General features: G+C 64.0%; 14 protein-coding genes and 1 pseudogene. 9 read left to right on the top strand and 6 right to left on the bottom strand.

Features of this window, described 5'->3' with window-relative positions; all coding sequences use genetic code 11:
- Window positions 1-4 precede the first annotated feature (4 nt).
- The 3 genes from P6U29_RS07920 to fliD all read right to left on the bottom strand — a co-directional run bounded on the left by P6U29_RS07920 (window position 5) and on the right by fliD (window position 2,580).
- The gene (locus tag P6U29_RS07920) at window positions 5-277 is read right to left on the bottom strand and encodes a hypothetical protein (RefSeq protein ID WP_407117069.1); all 273 of its coding nucleotides are present in this window, start codon (window positions 275-277) and stop codon (window positions 5-7) included.
- A 171-nt stretch (window positions 278-448) separates the two neighbouring features.
- Window positions 449-877, bottom strand: a complete 429-nt coding sequence (fliS, locus tag P6U29_RS07915) for a flagellar export chaperone FliS (protein WP_407117068.1) — start codon at window positions 875-877, stop codon at window positions 449-451.
- The gene (fliD, locus tag P6U29_RS07910) at window positions 877-2,580 is read right to left on the bottom strand and encodes a flagellar filament capping protein FliD (protein WP_407117067.1); all 1,704 of its coding nucleotides are present in this window, start codon (window positions 2,578-2,580) and stop codon (window positions 877-879) included. Before fliD ends, fliS begins: the two co-directional genes overlap by 1 nt.
- Between fliD and P6U29_RS07905 the strand changes: the two genes are divergently transcribed.
- Window positions 2,504-2,662: a hypothetical protein gene (locus P6U29_RS07905; RefSeq protein ID WP_407119626.1), complete on the top strand. Its 159-nt coding sequence runs from the start codon at window positions 2,504-2,506 to the stop codon at window positions 2,660-2,662. The two genes, fliD and P6U29_RS07905, sit on opposite strands and share 77 nt — an antisense overlap.
- On the opposite strand, the gene P6U29_RS07900 is transcribed toward P6U29_RS07905, so the two are convergent.
- Together P6U29_RS07900 and P6U29_RS07895 are read right to left on the bottom strand one after the other, a co-directional pair.
- The gene (locus P6U29_RS07900; protein WP_407117066.1) at window positions 2,655-3,479 is read right to left on the bottom strand and encodes a flagellin; all 825 of its coding nucleotides are present in this window, start codon (window positions 3,477-3,479) and stop codon (window positions 2,655-2,657) included. The genes P6U29_RS07905 and P6U29_RS07900 overlap by 8 nt on opposite strands.
- A 139-nt stretch (window positions 3,480-3,618) precedes the next feature.
- Window positions 3,619-4,317 (bottom strand): RNA polymerase sigma factor, encoded by a 699-nt coding sequence (locus P6U29_RS07895; protein WP_407117065.1) that lies wholly within the window; start codon window positions 4,315-4,317, stop codon window positions 3,619-3,621.
- A 513-nt stretch (window positions 4,318-4,830) separates the two neighbouring features.
- On the opposite strand from P6U29_RS07895, the gene P6U29_RS07890 reads away from it, so the two are divergent.
- Genes P6U29_RS07890 through P6U29_RS07880 form a run of 3 tightly spaced genes read left to right on the top strand, consistent with a single transcriptional unit; the run spans window position 4,831 to window position 9,175 of the window.
- Window positions 4,831-7,245, top strand: coding sequence for a hypothetical protein (locus tag P6U29_RS07890; protein WP_407117064.1), 2,415 nt, complete (start codon window positions 4,831-4,833; stop codon window positions 7,243-7,245).
- Window positions 7,246-7,305: 60 nt separating this feature from the next.
- Complete coding sequence (locus tag P6U29_RS07885; protein WP_407117063.1) at window positions 7,306-8,625, top strand: hypothetical protein; 1,320 nt, start codon at window positions 7,306-7,308, stop codon at window positions 8,623-8,625.
- A gap of 13 nt (window positions 8,626-8,638) precedes the next feature.
- The gene (locus P6U29_RS07880) at window positions 8,639-9,175 is read left to right on the top strand and encodes a hypothetical protein (RefSeq protein WP_407117062.1); all 537 of its coding nucleotides are present in this window, start codon (window positions 8,639-8,641) and stop codon (window positions 9,173-9,175) included.
- 390 nt (window positions 9,176-9,565) lie between these two features.
- Here P6U29_RS07880 and bamA read toward each other — a convergent pair whose 3' ends face one another.
- On the bottom strand, window positions 9,566-12,079 hold the full coding sequence (gene bamA, locus P6U29_RS07875) for an outer membrane protein assembly factor BamA (RefSeq protein WP_407117061.1): 2,514 nt from the start codon (window positions 12,077-12,079) through the stop codon (window positions 9,566-9,568).
- Between the two features lie 307 nt (window positions 12,080-12,386).
- Between bamA and P6U29_RS07870 the strand changes: the two genes are divergently transcribed.
- The 5 genes and pseudogenes from P6U29_RS07870 to P6U29_RS07850 all read left to right on the top strand — a co-directional run.
- Window positions 12,387-12,755 carry a hypothetical protein gene (locus P6U29_RS07870; protein WP_407119272.1) on the top strand — a complete coding sequence of 123 codons (369 nt, stop codon included), beginning with the start codon at window positions 12,387-12,389 and terminating at the stop codon, window positions 12,753-12,755.
- 480 nt (window positions 12,756-13,235) lie between these two features.
- The gene (locus P6U29_RS07865) at window positions 13,236-14,711 is read left to right on the top strand and encodes an efflux transporter outer membrane subunit (RefSeq protein WP_407119271.1); all 1,476 of its coding nucleotides are present in this window, start codon (window positions 13,236-13,238) and stop codon (window positions 14,709-14,711) included.
- The gene (locus P6U29_RS07860; protein ID WP_407117060.1) at window positions 14,708-15,940 is read left to right on the top strand and encodes an efflux RND transporter periplasmic adaptor subunit; all 1,233 of its coding nucleotides are present in this window, start codon (window positions 14,708-14,710) and stop codon (window positions 15,938-15,940) included. Before P6U29_RS07865 ends, P6U29_RS07860 begins: the two co-directional genes overlap by 4 nt.
- Window position 15,941: 1 nt before the next feature.
- A complete protein-coding gene (locus P6U29_RS07855) occupies window positions 15,942-17,903 on the top strand; it encodes a MacB family efflux pump subunit (RefSeq protein ID WP_407117059.1) in 1,962 nt (653 codons plus the stop codon).
- 14 nt (window positions 17,904-17,917) lie between these two features.
- A pseudogene (locus P6U29_RS07850) lies at window positions 17,918-18,553 on the top strand (response regulator); the annotation flags it as partial.
- Between the last annotated feature and the right edge of the window lie 71 nt (window positions 18,554-18,624).

The raw sequence follows: 18,624 nt of genomic DNA, 5'->3' as shown, positions 1-18,624 counted from the left end.
CCGTTCAGCTCTCGGCCGTCTCGCCTTCGGTGCGCGGCTCGGCGGGGTCGCTCTTCATCTTTGCAGCGGCGGCGACGATGCGGTCGGCGAGGCCCTGGGGGGCGCGGACCGGAGGCGCGGTGAGCGCCTGCCGCAAGGCGCGCGCTTCATCCAGCAAGGCCTGCGCGGCGGCAGACTGCGCCAGCAGCTCTTGCGCAGGCAAGCGCCTGTCGTCGGGCCAGAGGGAGAGATCCTCGCCCAGCCGGTCGATCAGTTCCTCAAACTCGGTGACGTCCATCGCCTGCCGATCCCGCCTCGGTCAGGCCCGTCATAAAGCATTGCAGGTGCGGCGGAAACCGGATTTCAGCGGCTTTGCGCGCCAAAACCGCCCCGGCCACTACGGAACCAGGCCCAAACAGCAGGACAAGTGATCGCCGGCAGGTTTCGTAGGGCCCAACGCCCCCGCGGTTCAGCCCGTGCGGGCCGAATCGGCCGGGGCGGTTTTGCCAGCCCGCACTGTTGTATCGACGTACTCCCAAGCCTCCCGCAGCTCAGTCACGGCGGCGATGATCCGCCGAAAACTTTCGCGGGCGCGCGGCCGGCCGAACGCCCTGTGGCTCGCCACGATCAGGCTGTTGTAGGTCTGGAATAGCCGCTCGGCCACCACCCCGCCCTTGGTGAAATCGAGATTATGGCTAAGCCCGCGGAGGATCGCGGTCGCCTTCAGCAGATATTCGTGCCCCTCCTCGAAGCGCCGCGCTTCCTGAGCCGCCAGCGATTTCTGGAGGAAGGTGACCGAGCCGCCAAGCAGCATCGAGACCGCCTTCAGCGGCGGCACGGTGGTCGCTGTGCCGCGATAGGCCTGGTTGGCCAAGTATGCCATCGGATTATGCATCATCAATTACTCGAACTGGAGTTGAGCAGGGCCTTGAGATAAGTGAGCGTGTTATTTGCGCTCGAAATCGCGGACTGATATTTCGCGTACTGCGTTTGCAACTGCGACTTATAGGCGGACGCGGCACTATCGATGTCGTCAACCTTCTGCTGAAGCTGCGTGTCACGATCGGTCAGGTTCGTGATCAGCGTCTGCAGCGAGCCGGAGCTCGACGAATAGGATTTGGACAGCTGGTAGAGCTGCGTGGCGATGCCCTGCGTCGAGGTCACCGTGATCGACTGCGAAGTCGAGCCCGAATAGGTGAACGCCATGCCGGCATAGGCGGTTCCGGCCGCACCGATGATCGTCGTGCCGCTCACGGTGAACAGCGACGAATCGCCCCCGACCGAGGCGGAAGTGAGATTCCCGGACGAATCCACCGTAAGGTCGAGCGCGAACGATTGCGGCGAGGTACCTGTGTTGACGACGCTGAGCTGGCTCGACGAGGTTTTAGTCTGCGCGGAGAGCAGCGTGGTGACGCCGCTCAGATTGGTGCTGAGCACGTTGGACAGCGTCGAGGTGTCGAGCTCGAGCTCGTTCTTCTCGTTGAAGGACAGGCCAAGGTCGGCCATGGTCAAGCCGCCCACCGTGCTGTTAAGCGCGTTCTGAAGCGAATCCATGATGTCGCGCATGGTGCCGTCGCCGAACAGCACCGCGCTCGAATCCGCCGTGCCGTCCGAGGCCGTCGCCTGCTGAGCGATCACCGCATCGCGAAAGGTGTTGTAGTTGGTGACAAGATTCTGGACCGCCGTTTCGATCTGGCTGGTATCTGTCCCGACACTGATGTTCAGAGTAGATCCGCTCGGCGTCGCCTGCAGCAGATTGAAGGTCACGCCGGTCAGCACGTCAGTGATATCGTTGGTATCCCGCGTCATCGAGATGCCATCGAGTGCGAATTTTGCCGCCTGGGACGTCTGCAGCACGTCGGCAAACGCGCCGGTGCTGTCGGTCACGCCCAGCTTGTTCAGGATGTCATCGCCGGACGTGGTGGAATAGCTGATGTCGGCGGCATCCTGGGTGCCCGACAGCACCATCTCGTACGACCCGCTCGACACCTGGACGATAGAGGCCTGCACGTTCGTGGTCGAGGTCTGCGCGTTGATGGCGTCGACGACGTCCTGAAGCGACATCGTGCTGGTGACCGTGATATCTGCGGTGCTACCGCTGCCGAGACCAAGCGAGAACGTGCCGGAATAGCCGAGCGCGCTCGTCTGGCTGGATTGCGAGGTTCCGACCACCTTCTGCGCCGTCGCGACCTGGCTGATCGTCAGCGTGTGGTCGCCGGTCGCCGCGCCATTGCTCACGGACATCGAAAGCGCGGAGGATGCGCTGACGTCGCCGGTCGAGCTGACAGTCGCCGAACGCGTAGCGAAGGAGTTTGTCGCGAGCGAATTGACGACCGATGTCGCGAGCGAGGACAACCCGCTCGACAGCGTGGAGAGATCGGTCTGCAGCTTCTGGTAGGCAGAGACCTTGGCCTCGTTGTTGGTGATCGTGGTCGAGATCGTGGTCGCTTGGGTGAGCTTGGCATTTACCGCAGACGTGATCAGCGCATTCCAGTCGATACTGGTCGAGGTCGTGGTGCCGGTCGTGGTCACCGAAGTGCTGCTCGATGAGGTCGAGCTGGCCGTTGACGTGCTACTGGTGCTCGAACTGACGCTGGTCACGTTGGTATCCACTCCACCCCAGAGAGGCCGGGCCGATATCATGTCGGCCCGGGATGACGGTGTTCAGGTCAGCCTTAGCTGAGGAGCTTGAGCAGGTACTGCGGCATCTGGTTCGCCGCGGACTCCGCCGATACCGCGGCCTGGGTCTTCACTTCGGCCGACGACAGCTTGGCCTGTTCGGACGCGATGTCCACGTCCTTGATCGCCGAATTCGCGGACTGCAGGTTCTGGGTCTGGGTCGAGATCGAGTCTGACGAGAAGTTGAACCGCGATTCCTGCGCGCCGATGTTGGCGCGGGCGCCCGACACGCTGTCGATCGCACTATCCAGGGTCGTCAGCGCCGAGGTCGCGCCTGATTGCGTGCTGACGTCGAGTGAGCCGACCCCGAGCGAAGATGACGTCAGGCTCGACAGTTGGATGGTGATGGTGTCGGAGCCGGAGGAGCCGACCAACACGGAGACGCCCGAGGAAAATACGCTCGTACCATCCAGAAGGCTCTGGCCAGAGTAGCGCGTGCCAGTCGCGATTGAATCGATTTCGCTCTTGAGCTGGGAGAATTCGGATTGGATGTAGCTGCGGCTGGAATTGGTCGTGGTGCCCGAGGACGATTCTGAAGCCAGCGACTTCATGCGCGCGAGGATGTCGGAGATGTTCGAGGCGCCGCCGTCGGCGGTCTGGAGGATCGCGGTCGCCTGCGAAGCATTGGTCGCGGCCTGCTGGAGCGTGGTAACGTCCGAGGAGATGCGGGTGGAGATCGCAAGACCCGCTGCGTCGTCGGAGGCCGAAGTAATGCGCGAGCCGCTCGACAGCTTCGAAAGCGAGCTGCTTTCCTGCGCGGAATTGATGTTGAGGTAGCGGACCGCGGAGTTAGCGGCGGTGTTGGTGTTGATTGCAGGCATTGGAAGCTCCTGTGCTGATGGGCAAGCGTGCCGCATCGTTGAAGAAAATTGACGACGCAGACCGCAGCCCCGTCCGTTGGCTCAAACGGGGGAGCGCAGAGAGATCAGGCGCGAAAATTTTCGCAGGCCGATTTTATGGTTAGCGATCGGTAAACGCGGTGCGGATGTCGCGTTCGTGCTTACGCAGCAGCCGTCGAAGCTGCTGGCGTCCGCGCTTGAGCAGCGACTCGACCGCCGCCACTGTCGTGTCCATCACCTGGGCGATCTCACCGTTGCTCATGTTCTCATGGTACGAAAAGATCACCGCGATGCGCTGCTGCTCGGGCAGGCGCTGCATCGCGAGCTCCAGCATGTCGTTCAGCTCGTTGCGCTCGATGATCTCGACGGCGCCGGGCTGGGCGTCGGCGACTTCCGGCACCGTCTCGACATTCTCGTTGCGCGGCTTGCGCCTGAGGTCGATGCAGCGGTTGGAGATGACGCGGTAGAGCCAGGTCGAGAATTTGGCACGGCCGTGTTGCCAGCGTCCGCGATGGCTCCAGATCTTGAGCATGGTGTCCTGCACCACGTCTTCGGCATCCGCCGCATTTCCCACGATCCGCAGCGCGATCGCGTAGGCCCGATCGATGTGACGCTCGACCAGCAGGCGGAACGCGACTTCATCGCCGGTCGCGAGCCTGTCCAGGAGCTCGCTGTCCTCGTCGTATACGACATCGGCGGTATCAGGTGCACTGTCCGGCACAAGCGGTATCGACGGCGTCACCCCCACTATCGCGTCGACCGGTGCCGTCGTCGTGATCTCGGCCTCGGCGGGAGCCCAGACATCAGCAGCGTAATTCATCCCGCAACCTCCAACCGCAGCGCCGGGGGCGCACATGCCACGCGGCTTCCAGGCGTTGAACGCGGCGACAAAACATTCCAGGCGGAGAATTTTTGTTGTTTTTCAAGATGTTAGCCGGTCACTTTTGCCGAGCATCGGGCAATAATTGCCGACTGCGCACGACATTCGCGCATCAAGCCTGCAATCATCACATCGTCTCGCGCCATGGCGGGTCATTCATTCTGAGCAGATGTAGCAGTGAGAAAACGCTGACATTACGCGGCACTAGGTGATCGAACGCGACGCGCGCATGAGCGCATCGAGAAGGGATTGTTTCCGAGTGTGAATGAACGCGAGACGACTTTCTCACTCGGCAATTTTTTCCGAATCACCTTTTTCGAACCTAGCGATTTTTTTGAATCTGTCAGTCGCGACGAACGCGTTTTTGAATCGCGCGTTAGTTTTTTTCGCGCGTGTGGCGCCTGACTCGGTGAAGATGCGCGTTAATTGATCTGATTGGCGGGAAATCTGCACATGACGATAGCAACGGCCGACGCGCAGCGGCGCGCGCAAATTGTTTCTGCCTGGTCGTTCGATGTTTTCGATACATTTCTACTGCGCGCCTGCACGACGCCGGATGGCGTATTTGAAAGGACTTACGAGCTTTGCGGCATTTCACGGACTTGTCCGAATATTTCTGCGAGTTTCGTTCAGCATCGTATCCAGGCCGAAGCACGCGCGCGAAAAACCGCGAAGGAGAAGCGCGGCACAAGCGAAATTCGCATCGACGAAATCTATTTCTATTTTCCGTTCAGGCTTTTCGGCCTTTCGCGTCACCATCTGAACGACCTCGTCGAATCAGAGTTCGCAGCGGAACTCGAGCTCTGTCGTGCCAACCCGGACATGCTTCGGCAATATCTGGACAAGAAGCGTGCCGGTCACCGCGTCGGATTCATCTCCGACACCTACTGGGATTCCGACCGGCTCGCGCGACTGCTGCGCGCATGCCGCCCGGGGCTGGATTGGGACTTCCTCTACGCTTCGTGCGAACACGGCAGCGGCAAGAGCGAGGCCCTATTCGCAAAGTACCTGTTCGAGCAGGGTATCGACGCCGGCGCGTCCTTTCACGTCGGCGACAACGAGACGGCTGACATCAAGGGCGCGAAGCGCCACGGCATCCGACCGCGCTATTATCCGCAGGCGACGGCCCAGCTCGCCTCCAGATTCCAGCGCGAGACGACGTTGTTCGAGCTGTTCTGCACGGGCGCGCCATCGCGGCTCGATCACGGTGCGCGAACGCTGCGGCGCATGGTCGCCGCTCGCGGCGCCGAGAAATCTCTGCCCTTCCACCTCGGTCTGACCGTGCTCGGTCCGGTGATGACCGCCTACGATGCGTTCGTGGCGCGGCGCTGCGAGGACGTTTCCGGCCCCGGCCGGCAGGTCGCCCTCGGCTTTCTCGGCCGCGATGGTTTTCTGTCGCATCGCGTCTGGCAAGATCTGCACGGCAAGACCTCGGCCTATCTCGAGATCAACCGCCGCGTCAGCCTGATCGCATCCGCCGGCACGATGCAGCCGATCGTCGACCTTCTCAGCAAGATCTTCAAGATCGACGGGCCGACCTTCGGTGACATCATAAAGATCATGCCGCCGAAGGTCGCAGCCTTCTTTGCTGGCTGTCCCGGCGGCATCGCCACCGGCGAGGAGCTCGCCGAGGCGCTTCCCGGACTGATGGATCCGCCGGAGATCGTCGCGCTCGCCGCCGGCTTGCGCGCACGGCTGCTTGCCTATCTCCGGAATGCCATTCCCGGCTTCGACGAATGTACCGACCTTATGCTCGCCGATCTCGGCTATTCCGGTAGCGTTCAGAAGGCGCTCCGTCGTGTGTTCGACATCGAGGGCATCAATATCCGGCTCCACGGCGCCTACCTGATATCGCTCGACGACGCCTTCGATGACATCGCCGATCAGGATAGCGCCGAGGGATTCATCTCGGACCTCGTGGTCACGCCCCACGTCAAGCGCATACTGATCCGCAACGTCGCGCTGCTCGAGCAAATCTGCTGCTCGGCTGACGAGTCGGTATGCGACTATCATGGCGGCGGAGTCCTGCGTGAGATCAATCCACGGCCACCGGAGCAGATCGCGCTCGCCGCCGAGATCCAGGCCGGGGTCCTCGCCTTTGCCGAGAGCGCCAAAGACGTCGCGCTGGACTTCCGCCTTGATCCCTATGCCGATCCGGCGGTCGCCGCGCGCTGGTGCGCGGCCACACTGGCCCGCCTTTTGCTCCTGCCGGATCACGATGAGCTAACATTGCTCGGCGGATTGAAGCACGACGTCAATCTCGGCACGCATGCGCTGGCACCGATGATCGACGGCGGTTTTATCCGTAGCCAGATCACCGCGCGCGGCCTCTCCGCCGCCTGCACGGCGCTTGCGCCACCGATGTGGCTGGCGGGCAGCTTTGCTCAGCTATCGCCATCCCACGCCTATTTGTATACGCTGTTCGGCGCCAACCGCCTGCCGGCCGACGTCTTCGAGGAGAGGCCCTGCGGTCAAGTCCAGGTCGGACTGTTTCGCGGGAATGGCGAAGCGACGCTGGAGACGGTGACGGTTCACCACAACGGGCTCGGCGAGCTGCGCCTGCGCATTCCCCTGTCGCGGAGCATGGCGGTGACGATGATCGCACTGCCGCTGGCGACATTCGCGCCCGATGGCCTTCTTCACGGCGTGACGGTGCAGCAGGACGACGACGTTCGCGACGCAGCCGAGAGCCAGGACGTCACCGACCTTGCGTTGGAGAGCCTGATCTTCGCCGGTCTGCAGCGGACCGGCAGCCATTATCGCACCGAGAGCGAGGACAGCTGCCTCCTGATTCCGGTCGCCCCGATGACGCAGGACATTGCGGTCTACTCCGTGGCGATTACGCCGCTCCGATCCGGCACCAAATAGCGCGCCTGATCGCGCCGTCCGGACCGTTGAAGTCCAAGGGGCGGCACGAGGGGCACGGAATTGACGGACGAGACCTACGCGAATCTTGATCGGCTACTGCGATCCGGCGGCATCCGGCTCGGCGAGGCCCAGCGCGGCCGTCTGGCTTGGCTGGTCAGCCAGTACGGTGCACCGACGCTCGATGGCGTCGGCGAGGGTCGGCGCAACGGCGTCATCATTCTCAGGGAGCCGCCAAGCGGCGCGGCGGCCGAGCTGTTCTACCGCTCGCTAACGCCCGGCTGCGCCGTCGTCATTCCCAGAAGCGAGAACCCCGGCTTCGACTTCTTGAAGTCCAAGCTGACCGAGTTCGGCACGGTCGGCCCCTGCGGCGTGCACGGCCCGCACGAAATGTGGTGGGGCGGCATCGGCTGGTCGAAATTCCTCGCCGCCGCCGATTCATCCACCGTCCGCCCGCGTATCGTCTCCTGCTACCCGCGCGGCGGCGACGCGACCGCTGCCTTCGCGCTCCGGCATTCGCTCGCGCGATTTGACCTCGCCTGCCACATCGAGCCGATCGACACCCAGCTCAGCGACCGCATCCTCTGCTTCGAGAAGGCCGAGTTCATGATGCGAATGTGGAACAAGTATCGCGAGCCGCTGCTGTTCGTCGAAGCCAGCGCGGTGCTGCGCGAGGCGCCGCTGCTGCCGTCCTTCCTCTGCTGCGACGTAGCATTGCACAAGTGGAATGGCTGGGAGATGTCGGCGCGTACGCTCTATTTCGGCCGCACCAAGGCGGCGGAGATGATGCTGCGCGCGTGGCAGCAACTCGCCGCGTCCTATCCTGCGATTTGGGAGGGCTATCTGCTCGACCAGGCCTGGAGCCTGACGTCATCACAGGTGCCTCTCGACACCATATGGCTGCCGCGCTACTACCACGCGCTGAAGGGTGACCTCGGCGCGATGCGTGCCACGATCCTGCACGACCAGCAGACGACGACGCTGGAGCTCGGTCCCGATCCCGGCTTTGCCGGCATCGCGCGCGCAGCCCGCCGCGCCGGACGTACCGGCTCCCGCGACGCCTTCATGGTGATGACGTCGAAAGCCGAAACCGGCAATGGCATCGCCGTGATCCTGCGCAACGTCTCGGCCAGCGATGCCGGCGCGGTGGCTGCGACCGTGGAAGCCGTGACGGGCGCCTATGCCGCCAATTGCGGCGGCTACGGCCGACTCGAACTGTCCCTCTGCGCCTGGCAGGACGACGTCGGCGCCGCCCGCGAAGCCGCCGCCCAGGCGCGCTACCGCATCCTGGAGATCGCGCCGGGACAGTGCATAGCCAACGACTTCTTTGCGACCCACGGCTCCGACGAAGCGCTCAAGACCACTCGCCACCTCTTCCTCTAACGGACACCTCGCGATGCTCAAGACCATCATCCTGCTCACCGACACCGTGCAACAGCAGCAGCCGCTGGCCACTCTGCTTCGCGAACACAATCGCGGACTCACCTTCTGCTCGGCGCTGCGCGCGTCCGACCTTGGCGCGATCGAAGCCGACGTGCTGGGCGACGCTCGGCTGGTGTCGTTTGCCGCCGACGTCGCCGTCCCGGAAAAATTCCTGCTCCGGCTCGGCTATGGTGCCTACAAATTCTACGTCGCGCCGACGCAATATCCGGGCTTGCCGCCGGCGCCCGACGAGCGCGACGAGGATCCGCGCTGTTATTCCGTGATCGCGCAGTCGATGATGATCTGGCCTGACTTCAAGAAGGTGGTCGGCCTTGAGACCGTGACGATCCCGGACGGCACCGTTGCTGCCGAGCGCGAGCGGATCGTGTTCTCTCGCCTTGCGTACCTGTTCTGGCAAATGTCGGGCATGATCGCCGGCGAGGCCGCCGACCTCCCCGGCATCATCGAGTCCAGCGAAGGCCGGCGTCCGGCGCTCGCGATGATGAACTAAGGGCCGCCGACGCGGTACGAGGCAGCGCGGAGCGCCAAGCAGTGCTCCGGCGCCGCGAGCGCGATCGTCCGGCCCGCGCACGGCAAGGCCGCAGTCGCGCAGCTCCGCGTGCCCATTCTCGGACACTGGCATCGACATCGATGCTGGCGCCCGCCTGCTCATGTGAGCGTGGCGTTCGACAGGGGCGATCGGCAAGACCCTCCGCATCACCTGGCCTCCAGACTCTCCACGATGACTATCGATAAAGGCGGTCATGCTCGGACCGCCGTCGAGTTCTGCCACGTCCAAATGAGCGTTTCGGTTTCGCCGGATCTCGTTGGCCTGCCAATGCTCGCGGCTCTCTCCTAGATTGACGCGATCCTCTCCCGACAGGCAGCGGCGGGCCTCCAACTAGAACGAAGTGCCACCCCCAAACCTGAACTCCTGAACCGTGTCGTATTTGCCCTTCGTCAGCGGCACGGCGTAATCGAAGCGCAGCGGCCCGAACGGTGAGGCCCAGATCAGGCCGACGCCGACGGACGATCGCACCGTACTGCTGTCGTCATATTGCAGTCCGCATGTTGGGCACGCCTTGGTGTTGACTTCGCCGGTGGCCGACCATGAGGTCGGGCCCTGGTAGCCCCAGAGCGATCCGGCATCGGCGTAGACTGCGCCCTTCAAACCGACTTCCTTGGGCAGGAACCAGAACGGCATCTGCAACTCCATCGACGCGCCCCAGTATTTCGTGCCGCCGAGCGCATCACCACTGGCGCCGTAATTGTAGTAGGTGATGTCGCGCGGACCGATGCCGTTGGAAGCGAAGCCGCGCACGAGATTCGGGCCCATCTGGAAATGATCGAGCATGCGCAAATCGTTGTTGCCGATCTTGCTGAGGATACCGCCCTGGAGGTGGATCACGTTGACGATCTCCGACACCAGTGGGGTGTAGTACTTGGTGTCCAGTGCGGTCTTGAGATAGGTGACGTCGCCGCCGACACCGGCGAAATCCTGACGGAAGTCGATCAGCAACCCATCCGTGGGGTTCTTGGTGTTGTCGAGCGTGTTGTAGTTCAGCGTGTAGCCGAGCGCCGACGTCCAGGTCGCGCCGTTCGCCAGCTCTTTCCGGACCGGCAGGCTCGACTCGCCGTCACCGTAGCAGCCATACCCATAGACGCTGGAATCTGAGGCATTGGTCGGGTCGACGCCGCCAAGAACGTTCTTGATGTAGGCCGGCGTCGGGTTGAAGGCCAGCGAGGAGTTTGACGCGTTGTTGTTGCAGTTGTTGTAGGCGCTAGCGAGCGTGATGCTCTGCTGATACAGCGAATAACGCAGTTGGAGCGAGAGGTCCTCGCGCAGCGCGAAGCCAAGGCGCGGCGAGAAGCCCAGCGTCGTCACGCCGTAGCTCGTATAGCTATTTGATTTCTGCTGCTTCCAATAGGTGTCGAACCCGAGCGCCAGCCGGTAGTCGAGCAGATAGGGCTCGACGAAGGACAGCGAGACGCCACGCGAATACTGGCCGTAGCTCACCGACGCTTTGGCGTAGAGTCCCTTGCCGAGCAAATTGCGCTCGGAGACCGAGACCTCTGCCAGCGCGCCGTCGGACGTGGAATAGCCGCCAGAGATGGAGAAGTCGCCGGTCGATTTCTCTTCCATGTCGACGATCAGGATCACGCGGTCGCTGGAGGACCCCGGCTCGGTGACGATCTTGACGCTCTTGAAATAGTCGAGGTTCTTCAGCCGCCGCTCGGCGCGATCGACCAGCGCGCGGTTGTAGGCATCTCCTTCCGAGATGTCGAACTCGCGGCGGATGACGTAGTCCCGCGTGCGGGTGTTGCCGCGGAGATTAATGCGCTCGATATAGGTGCGCGGGCCCTCGTCGATATTGAACACGACAGACACGGTATGCGCCTCGAAATTACGGTCGCCGCTCGGCCGCACCACGGCGAAGGCGTAGCCACGGCGCGAGGCCTCGATCTGCATCTCCTCGGTCGACTTCTCGACCGATTCGACGTTGTAGAGCGAGCCGACACCGAGGCGCGAATAGGAGCGCATCGAGCTCGCGTCGAAATTGGCGATGCTGGAGCGGAAATCGACCGAACCGACGCGATATTGCTGGCCCTCCTCGATCTTGAAGGTGACGTTGAAGCCCTTCTTCTCCGGATCGTATTCGGTGAGCGCGGCCACGACCTGGGCGTCAGCGAAGCCGTTCTTGAGATAGAAGCGGCGTATCAGGTCGCGGTCGGCCTCGATGCGGTCGGGGTCGTAGATGTCGTTGTTGCCGAGGAAGCTGAGCAGATTGCCTTCGTGCGTCTTGATCACGTCACGCAGCCGCGCCGCCGAATAGGCGTTGTTGCCGATGAACTCGACCGACTTCACGCCGGTCTTAACGCCCTCCTCGATCGTGAAAATGAGGTCGACGCGGTTGCTCGGCTGCTCGATGATCTCGGGCGTGACGTGGACGTCGTAGCGGCCCGAGCGCCGGTAGATCTCGGCGATGCGCAGCGTATCGGACTGCACCATGGCGCGGGAGAAAGTCCCGCGTGCCTTGGACTGGATTTCCGCCGAAAGCTGCTCGTCCTTGATCTTCTTGTTGCCCTCGAAGGCGATGCGGCCGATCACGGCGTTTTCGACCACCGACACGGTGATGCGGCCGCCGGACTGATTGATCTTCACGTCCTGAAACAAACCGGTCGCGATCAACGCCTTGAGCCCGTCATCAATAGCGGATTGATCGAGGCGCGTGCCGGGGCTGGCTCTGAAATAGGAGCGGACCGTCTCGGCCTCCACCCGGCGGTTGCCTTCGACTACGATCGTCTCTGTCGCCTGCGCGGCCGCCGGCTGCGGCAGCAGTGCAGGCGGAAGTGAACTTGCAATCGATACAGCACTCATCGCCACGGCGATCAGCCGGGCCCGCAAAAACGACATTCCACACCTCAGCAGCACTTCACGTGCTCTGAAAACGGGAGCGCTGTGGCCGCGGTGTGGCTTTGAGGTTACCGCATGTTTCTGCGCGTTGAATTTCGTGCGGTCAATCGATCGCGCACGTCGCACACGCGCATGGAGTGCGGCGGTCTGCTGGCTCCGCGCGGCGGCGAATGGCCGCCATTGCAGCGTCTACACACCAGGCGCGCCCGCTCGGATATTCGACAACATTCAGTAACGCGTGAATGCTTTACAAGGTTCGGGACCGATGCGAGAGGCGGCGCCATCAACTCGCACGGGGTATTCGCCGATGAGCTCGCTTGTCATGACCAGAACGATGCTGGCCGCCTTTTTCCTCTCGACTCTGACCGCGCATGCCGCGACCACCGGCAAACGCGATCGGCAACCGGCGACGCAAAACGCCATCTATGAATACGGCCCGCGTGGCCCCAACCAGTCCTATCAATCCGGCCCGCATACACGCATCTATGTGAGCAAGCGGTCGTGGCTGGACGGCGGCACCGAGGTGCTTCCCGGCGATCGCAAGTTCACCGACTATGCCTTTCCGCCCGGTGCTTCGTTCGCACGCAGCAACAACAACCGGCCGCTCGACCGGCAGCCGCTGAGCCCGGATTCGGACATGGGCGGATTTGCGCAGAGGATACCGATTTCGTGGTGAGCGTACGTTTTCTGTCCCGGACGCGCTGCAGCACCAAGCGCTGCTTCGCAGAGCCGGGATCCAGAGGCTTGCACGGTACAATGCCGCGAGAGGGGACCCCGGCTCTGCAGCGCACTGCTAGAGCGCTGCGCGACGTCCGGGGCACGGGAGCGGAGTGTGGCGCCCACCCTCTCTTCACGGCGTCTTTGCGACGCTCTCAGATTACTCTTTCGCTCCATCGGGGGCTACCGTGCCCCTTTCGGCGGCGCCGAGATGTCCCGCAATATCTGTTTACATTCAGCAACATTCCGGCTGCCGAAAGGCCACGATCGGCCGGCTAGTGGCGGCTTGTCTCGCCTGCGCCCGGAGGGCCATGAGCTCCCTCCGGATCGAGGCCCATGGATTTCAGCCGATTTGATGCCGCCATACCCGTTCGTCGCAATTCCCCTGCCATCTGCCGAGGAGGCCCATCGTCCAACGCCCGCGCCGTTGCGCCGGCTCATGCTGCGCGCCGGCTCAGCCTGCGTTGCGCTGATGCTGGGCAGCCCCCTGGCTGGGTGCGCGGTCGGCCCGGATTATGGCGGCCCGCCTGGGCTGGCCTTGCCCGCGCACTGGAGCAGCAACGCCGCTCCGCATCGGGACGCCGGCACGCTCGATCGCTGGTGGCTGCGCTTGCGCGATCCCCTGCTCAACCAGCTGATCGAGGAAGCCGTTGCGGCCAACCCTGACGTCGTGAAGGCAAAAGCGGCCGTGCGTGAGGCGCGCGCCACGCTGCAACAGACGACGGCAGGCCTGTTTCCGTCCGTGAGCGGCACGGCCTCGGTGACGAGCAACAAGACCAGCGCCGGCACCTCCTCCATCCTCGTCGATAGCGCGCCCTACTCGCTTCAGCAGGCGAACTTCGACTCGAGCTGGGAACTCGACCTGTTCGGTGGCACGCAGCGGGGCATCGAGGCCTCGGTGCGCGGTGCGCAATCCGCCGAGGAGGATCTGCGCGACAGCCTCGTCACGCTAATCGGGGACGTCGCCGCTTATTACGTGGACGCGCGCGGCTATCAGGCGCGGATCGCGCTGGCGCAGCGGACTTCGGTCTCGCAGCGCGACACCGAGAAACTCACGCGCAGCAAGTACGAGGCCGGCAGCGGCAACGCCGTCGATCTTGCCAAGGCCACCGCGCAAGCCGCCAGCACCGAGGCCAACGTTCCGACCTATCAGGCCGCGCTCGCGGCCGACATTCACCGCCTCGGCATCCTGCTCGGCCGTCCACCCGACGGCGTCGTTTCGCTGATGGCGCGGTCCGCGCCCGTGCCGGCACCGCGCATGCCCTTGCCCACGGGACTACCCGCCGATCTCCTGACGAACCGTCCCGACGTCGCCAGTGCCGAACGCAAGCTGGCGCAGGCCACCGCCAAGATCGGCGCGGCCGAGGCCGACCGCTATCCGGCGGTATCGTTGACCGGCTCGGTCGGCACATCCGCGCTGCGGGTTGGCGATCTCGCCAAGTATTCCAGCGTGAGCTGGTCGGTCGGGCCTTCCGTCACCGTGCCGGTGTTCGATGCCGGTAAACGCCTTGCCACCGTCAGGATCGCTGAAGCGCAACGCGACAAGGCCTTTGCCACGTTTCATTCAGCCCTGCTGACCGCGCTTGAAGATGTCGAGAATGCCCTGGTGTCGTTGTCGCAGGAACGCGTCCGCGCCGCCAAGCTGACGGAGGCGGCCAAGAACTATCGCGAAGCGGCGAAATTGTCGCGCTCGCTGTTCGAGACCGGAAGCGCCAGCTTCATCGACGTGCTGGACGCCGAACGCTCGCTCTATTCGGCCGAGGATTCACTGATCCAGAGCAAGGTGTCGGCGGCCAAGGACTACATTTCCCTGGCGAAGGCGCTCGGCGGCGGCTGGACCGATCCGGTCGACGTGTCGACGCCGATCATCGTGGATTCCAACACCGGACCGCACTTCCGGGAGGAACAGAAGTGACCGAGATCATCACCGTCAGGCGCGTCAAGATCGCGGCTGTGGTCACTGCGGTCGTTGTCACCGGTGTGGTCGCGGCCTCGCGCTTCCCGGGGACGTCGAGCAAGGCGCGATCCTACATCACGGCACCCGTGACTATCAGCGACCTGCGCGAGGAGGTACTCGCCAGCGGCACGCTCAAGCCGGCGCGGCTGACCGCCGTCGGCGCGCAGGTGTCGGGCCGGATTACCACGCTCAACGTCCGCGTCGGCGACACCGTCAAAGCCGGCGACGTCATCGCCCAGATCGACCCTGTCACCAGGCAGAACGATCTGCGCAGCTCGGAAGCCTCGCTGAAGAACTATCGCGCGCAGAAGGACGAGAAGGAGGCAGCGCTGGTGCTGGCCGAAGCGAACCTCGCGCGTCAGCGGGCGACCCTGGCCCAGCGCGCGACATCGCGCAGCGATTTCGATAGCGCCGATTCGACCGTGCGCCAGACCCGCGCCCAGATCGCCGCGCTGGAGGCGTTGATCGTCGGCGCCGAAGCCAGCGTCGCAACAGCCAGGGTCAACCTTGAATATACCCGCATCACCGCGCCGATCGACGGCACGGTGCTGGCCACCGTGGTCCAGGAGGGACAGACCGTCAACGCGGTGCAATCCGCGCCGACCATCGTCGTGCTCGGCCAGCTCGAGACGATGACGGTGCGGGCGGAAATCTCCGAGGCCGACATCATCAAAGTCAGGCCCGGGCAATCGCTCTACTTCACTATTCTCGGCGACCAGGACCATCGCTACGAGGCCCGGCTGGAGCAGATCGAGCCGGCGCCGGAGTCGATCAAGAACGACGCCAGCTTCTCCTCGACCACGACGTCGTCGTCCAGCTCAAGCTCGAGCTCCTCGAGCTCGACCAGCACGGCGATCTACTACATCGGCGTCTTCAACGTCCCAAACAAGGACCTTGCGCTGCGGACCTACATGACCGCCGAGGTGCACATCGTAACCGGCGAGGCCAAACGGGTGAAGGTGATCCCGGCGCTGGCGGTGATGCGGCAGTCCGACGGGCGCAGCACGGTGCGTACGCTCGCCGCATCGGGTGACGTCCGCGAACGCGAGGTCAAGACCGGCCTGAACGACCGCACCACCGTCGAGATCAGGTCCGGTCTCGACGAGGGCGAGCGGGTCGTCACCGGAGAGGCGAGCGAGCAGACCGCATCGAGCGGCATGCCGGGCGGCGCGCCCGGAGGTCCCTGACATGACCGATCCGATCATCGCGCTGGAGAAAGTTCGGCGGGAGTTCGCGGCCGGCGAGGCCAGCGTGGTTGCGCTCGACGACGTCTCGCTGAGCATCCAGCGCGGCGAGATGGTGGCGATCATCGGCTCGTCCGGATCGGGCAAATCGACGCTGCTCAACATCCTCGGCTGTCTCGACCGCCCGACATCCGGCACCTATCGCGTCGCCGGCCAGGACGTCTCCGAGCTCGACGCCGACGCACTGGCGGCACTGCGCCGCGAGCATTTCGGCTTCATCTTCCAGCGCTATCATCTGCTCGGCGACATCTCGGCCGGCGAGAATGTCGAGATCCCCGCCATCTATGCCGGGATGAAGGCCCGCGAGCGCCGCGCGCGCGCCGAGCAACTTCTCGCAAGGCTCGGCGTCAACGACCGGCGCGGCCATCGCCCGAACCAGCTATCGGGCGGCCAGCAGCAACGTGTCTCGATTGCACGGGCGCTGATCAACGGCGCCGAGGTCATCCTGGCGGACGAGCCCACCGGCGCGCTCGACCGGCGCAGCGGCGAGGAGGTCCTCAAGATCCTGAAGGAGCTGCGTCGCGAGGGACGGACGATCATCATCGTCACGCACGATGCCGATGTCGCCGCGCGAGCCGAGCGGGTCATCGAGCTGCGGGACGGCAAAATCCTCTCGGATCGCCGCACCGAGCCGACGGACACTCCGGAGCGGCCGATCGCCATGTCCCGCACGTCGTGGGACGACGTTCCCGGCTGGTCCGGCGACTTCCGGCGCGTGCGCGAGGCCTCACGGATGGCTCTGGTGGCCATGGCTGCGCACCGGCTGCGCGCCTTCCTCACCATGCTCGGCATCATCATCGGCATCGCCGCCGTGTCGTCCGTGGTCGCGCTCGGCAACGCGTCCCAGCGTAAGGTGCTCTCCGACATTTCGAGCCTCGGCACCAATACGATCGAGGTATTTCCAGGCAAGGATTTCGGCGACGCGCGGGCCAGCAAGATCAAGACGCTAGTGCTGGACGACGCCCGTGCACTCGACCGGCAAGACTTTATTGCAGGGGTGACCCCGACGGTTTCGACCAGCACGACTGTGCGATATCGCGGCAACGAGTCCAACGTGCTGGTGAACGGCGTCGGCGAGAGTTACTTCCAGGTCAAAGGCGCCAAGCTCGCGAAGGGACGCCTGTTCGATTCCGACGCGGTCCGCAACATCGACCGGCAGGCCGTCATCGACGACAACACCCGCAAGACCTTCTTCGCCGATGACCTGACCTCGGGAATCGGCCGCGTGATCTGGCTCGGCAAGGTGCCGTGCCGCATCGTCGGAGTGATCGCCCAGCAGCAGGGCGGGTTCGGCTCGAACCAGAATCTGTCGGTCTACCTGCCCTACACCACCGTGCAGGCCCAGTTCACGGGCGATCGTTCACTACGCAGCATCCTGCTGCGGATCAGCGACGAGATCTCGACCACGCTGGCGCAGGACGCGGTCACCACGCTACTGAGGCAGCGGCACAACACCAAGGATTTCGTCATCCTCAATACCGACGATATCCGCCGCACCATCACCAGCACGACGCAAACCCTCGCCTTCCTCGTGGCGGCGATCGCGGTGATTTCGCTGGTCGTCGGCGGCATCGGCGTGATGAACATCATGCTGGTGTCTGTCTCGGAGCGAATCAGCGAGATCGGCGTGCGCATGGCGGTCGGCGCCCGGCGCAGCGACATCCTCCAGCAATTCCTGGTCGAGGCGACCCTGATCTCGTCGATCGGCGGCATCGCCGGCATTCTCATCGCAGTCCTGCTCGGCGTCGCCATCAACATCGCGGCGCCGGGATTCCAGGTCAGCTATTCGATGTTCTCGATCGGTGCGGCGTTCCTGACCTCGACCGGGATCGGGGTCGCCTTCGGCTTCTTCCCCGCCCGCCGCGCCGCCTTCCTCGACCCCGTAGTGGCGCTGAGCCGCGACTGACTCTAGGATTGCCCATGACCGTAGTGCTTCGAACGGGACATTCGTCCGCAAACCGGCCAACGACCGGCGGCCCCCATGCGATTTCAACCATGACCAAAGGCAGCCCGAACATCCTGATCGTCGAGGACGACAAGCAGACCCGCGACCTGATCTCGCGTTATCTGCGCGATCACCAGTTCTCGGTCGATGCAGTCGCGAACGGTAGGGAGATGGACCGCTATCTCTCGAAGGACCGGGTCGACCTGATCGTGCTCGACCTGATGCTGCCGGGCGAGGACGGCCTCAGCCTCTGCCGCCGTCTGCGGATCGACTCCACGACGCCGATCATCATCCTCACCGCTAAGGGCGAGGATCTCGACCGGATCCTCGGCCTCGAAATGGGCGCCGACGATTATCTACCCAAGCCGTTCAACCCGCGCGAACTTCTCGCGAGGATCAATGCCGTGCTGCGACGGCGATCGAACGGCCTCACCGCCGGCTTCCCCCCCGAACGCCTCAAATTCCACGAGTGGACCATCGATCTCCGCTTGCGCGAGTTGCGCGACCCGCAAGGCGCGCAGGTGCCGCTGACCAGTGCCGAGTTCGATCTGCTGCAGGCCTTCTGCGAGCGCGCAGGACGCATTCTCACCCGCGACAATTTGCTGAGCATGACGCGCGGTCGTCCCGGCGGAAACTTCGGCCGCAGCATCGACGTGCTGGTCAGCCGACTCACGCAAGCTCG

The organism is Bradyrhizobium sp. LMG 9283, assembly GCF_045571415.1.
Classification (GTDB): domain Bacteria; phylum Pseudomonadota; class Alphaproteobacteria; order Rhizobiales; family Xanthobacteraceae; genus Bradyrhizobium.
The sequence above is the reverse complement of the archived record's forward strand: the minus strand, read 5'-3'. Positions and strand labels throughout refer to the sequence as shown.

Excerpts from the sequence above, each read along its gene's own strand:
- P6U29_RS07895 (WP_407117065.1), bottom strand. The coding sequence starts at position 4,317 with ATGAATTACGCTGCTGATGTCTGGGCTCCCGCCGAGGCCGAGATCACG.
- P6U29_RS07920 (WP_407117069.1), bottom strand. The coding sequence starts at position 277 with ATGGACGTCACCGAGTTTGAGGAACTGATCGACCGGCTGGGCGAGGAT.
- fliS (WP_407117068.1), bottom strand. The coding sequence starts at position 877 with ATGATGCATAATCCGATGGCATACTTGGCCAACCAGGCCTATCGCGGC.
- P6U29_RS07890 (WP_407117064.1), top strand. The coding sequence starts at position 4,831 with ATGACGATAGCAACGGCCGACGCGCAGCGGCGCGCGCAAATTGTTTCT.
- P6U29_RS07855 (WP_407117059.1), top strand. The coding sequence starts at position 15,942 with ATGACCGATCCGATCATCGCGCTGGAGAAAGTTCGGCGGGAGTTCGCG.
- bamA (WP_407117061.1), bottom strand. The coding sequence starts at position 12,079 with ATGTCGTTTTTGCGGGCCCGGCTGATCGCCGTGGCGATGAGTGCTGTA.
- P6U29_RS07900 (WP_407117066.1), bottom strand. The coding sequence starts at position 3,479 with ATGCCTGCAATCAACACCAACACCGCCGCTAACTCCGCGGTCCGCTAC.
- P6U29_RS07865 (WP_407119271.1), top strand. The coding sequence starts at position 13,236 with ATGCTGCGCGCCGGCTCAGCCTGCGTTGCGCTGATGCTGGGCAGCCCC.
- P6U29_RS07880 (WP_407117062.1), top strand. The coding sequence starts at position 8,639 with ATGCTCAAGACCATCATCCTGCTCACCGACACCGTGCAACAGCAGCAG.
- P6U29_RS07870 (WP_407119272.1), top strand. The coding sequence starts at position 12,387 with ATGAGCTCGCTTGTCATGACCAGAACGATGCTGGCCGCCTTTTTCCTC.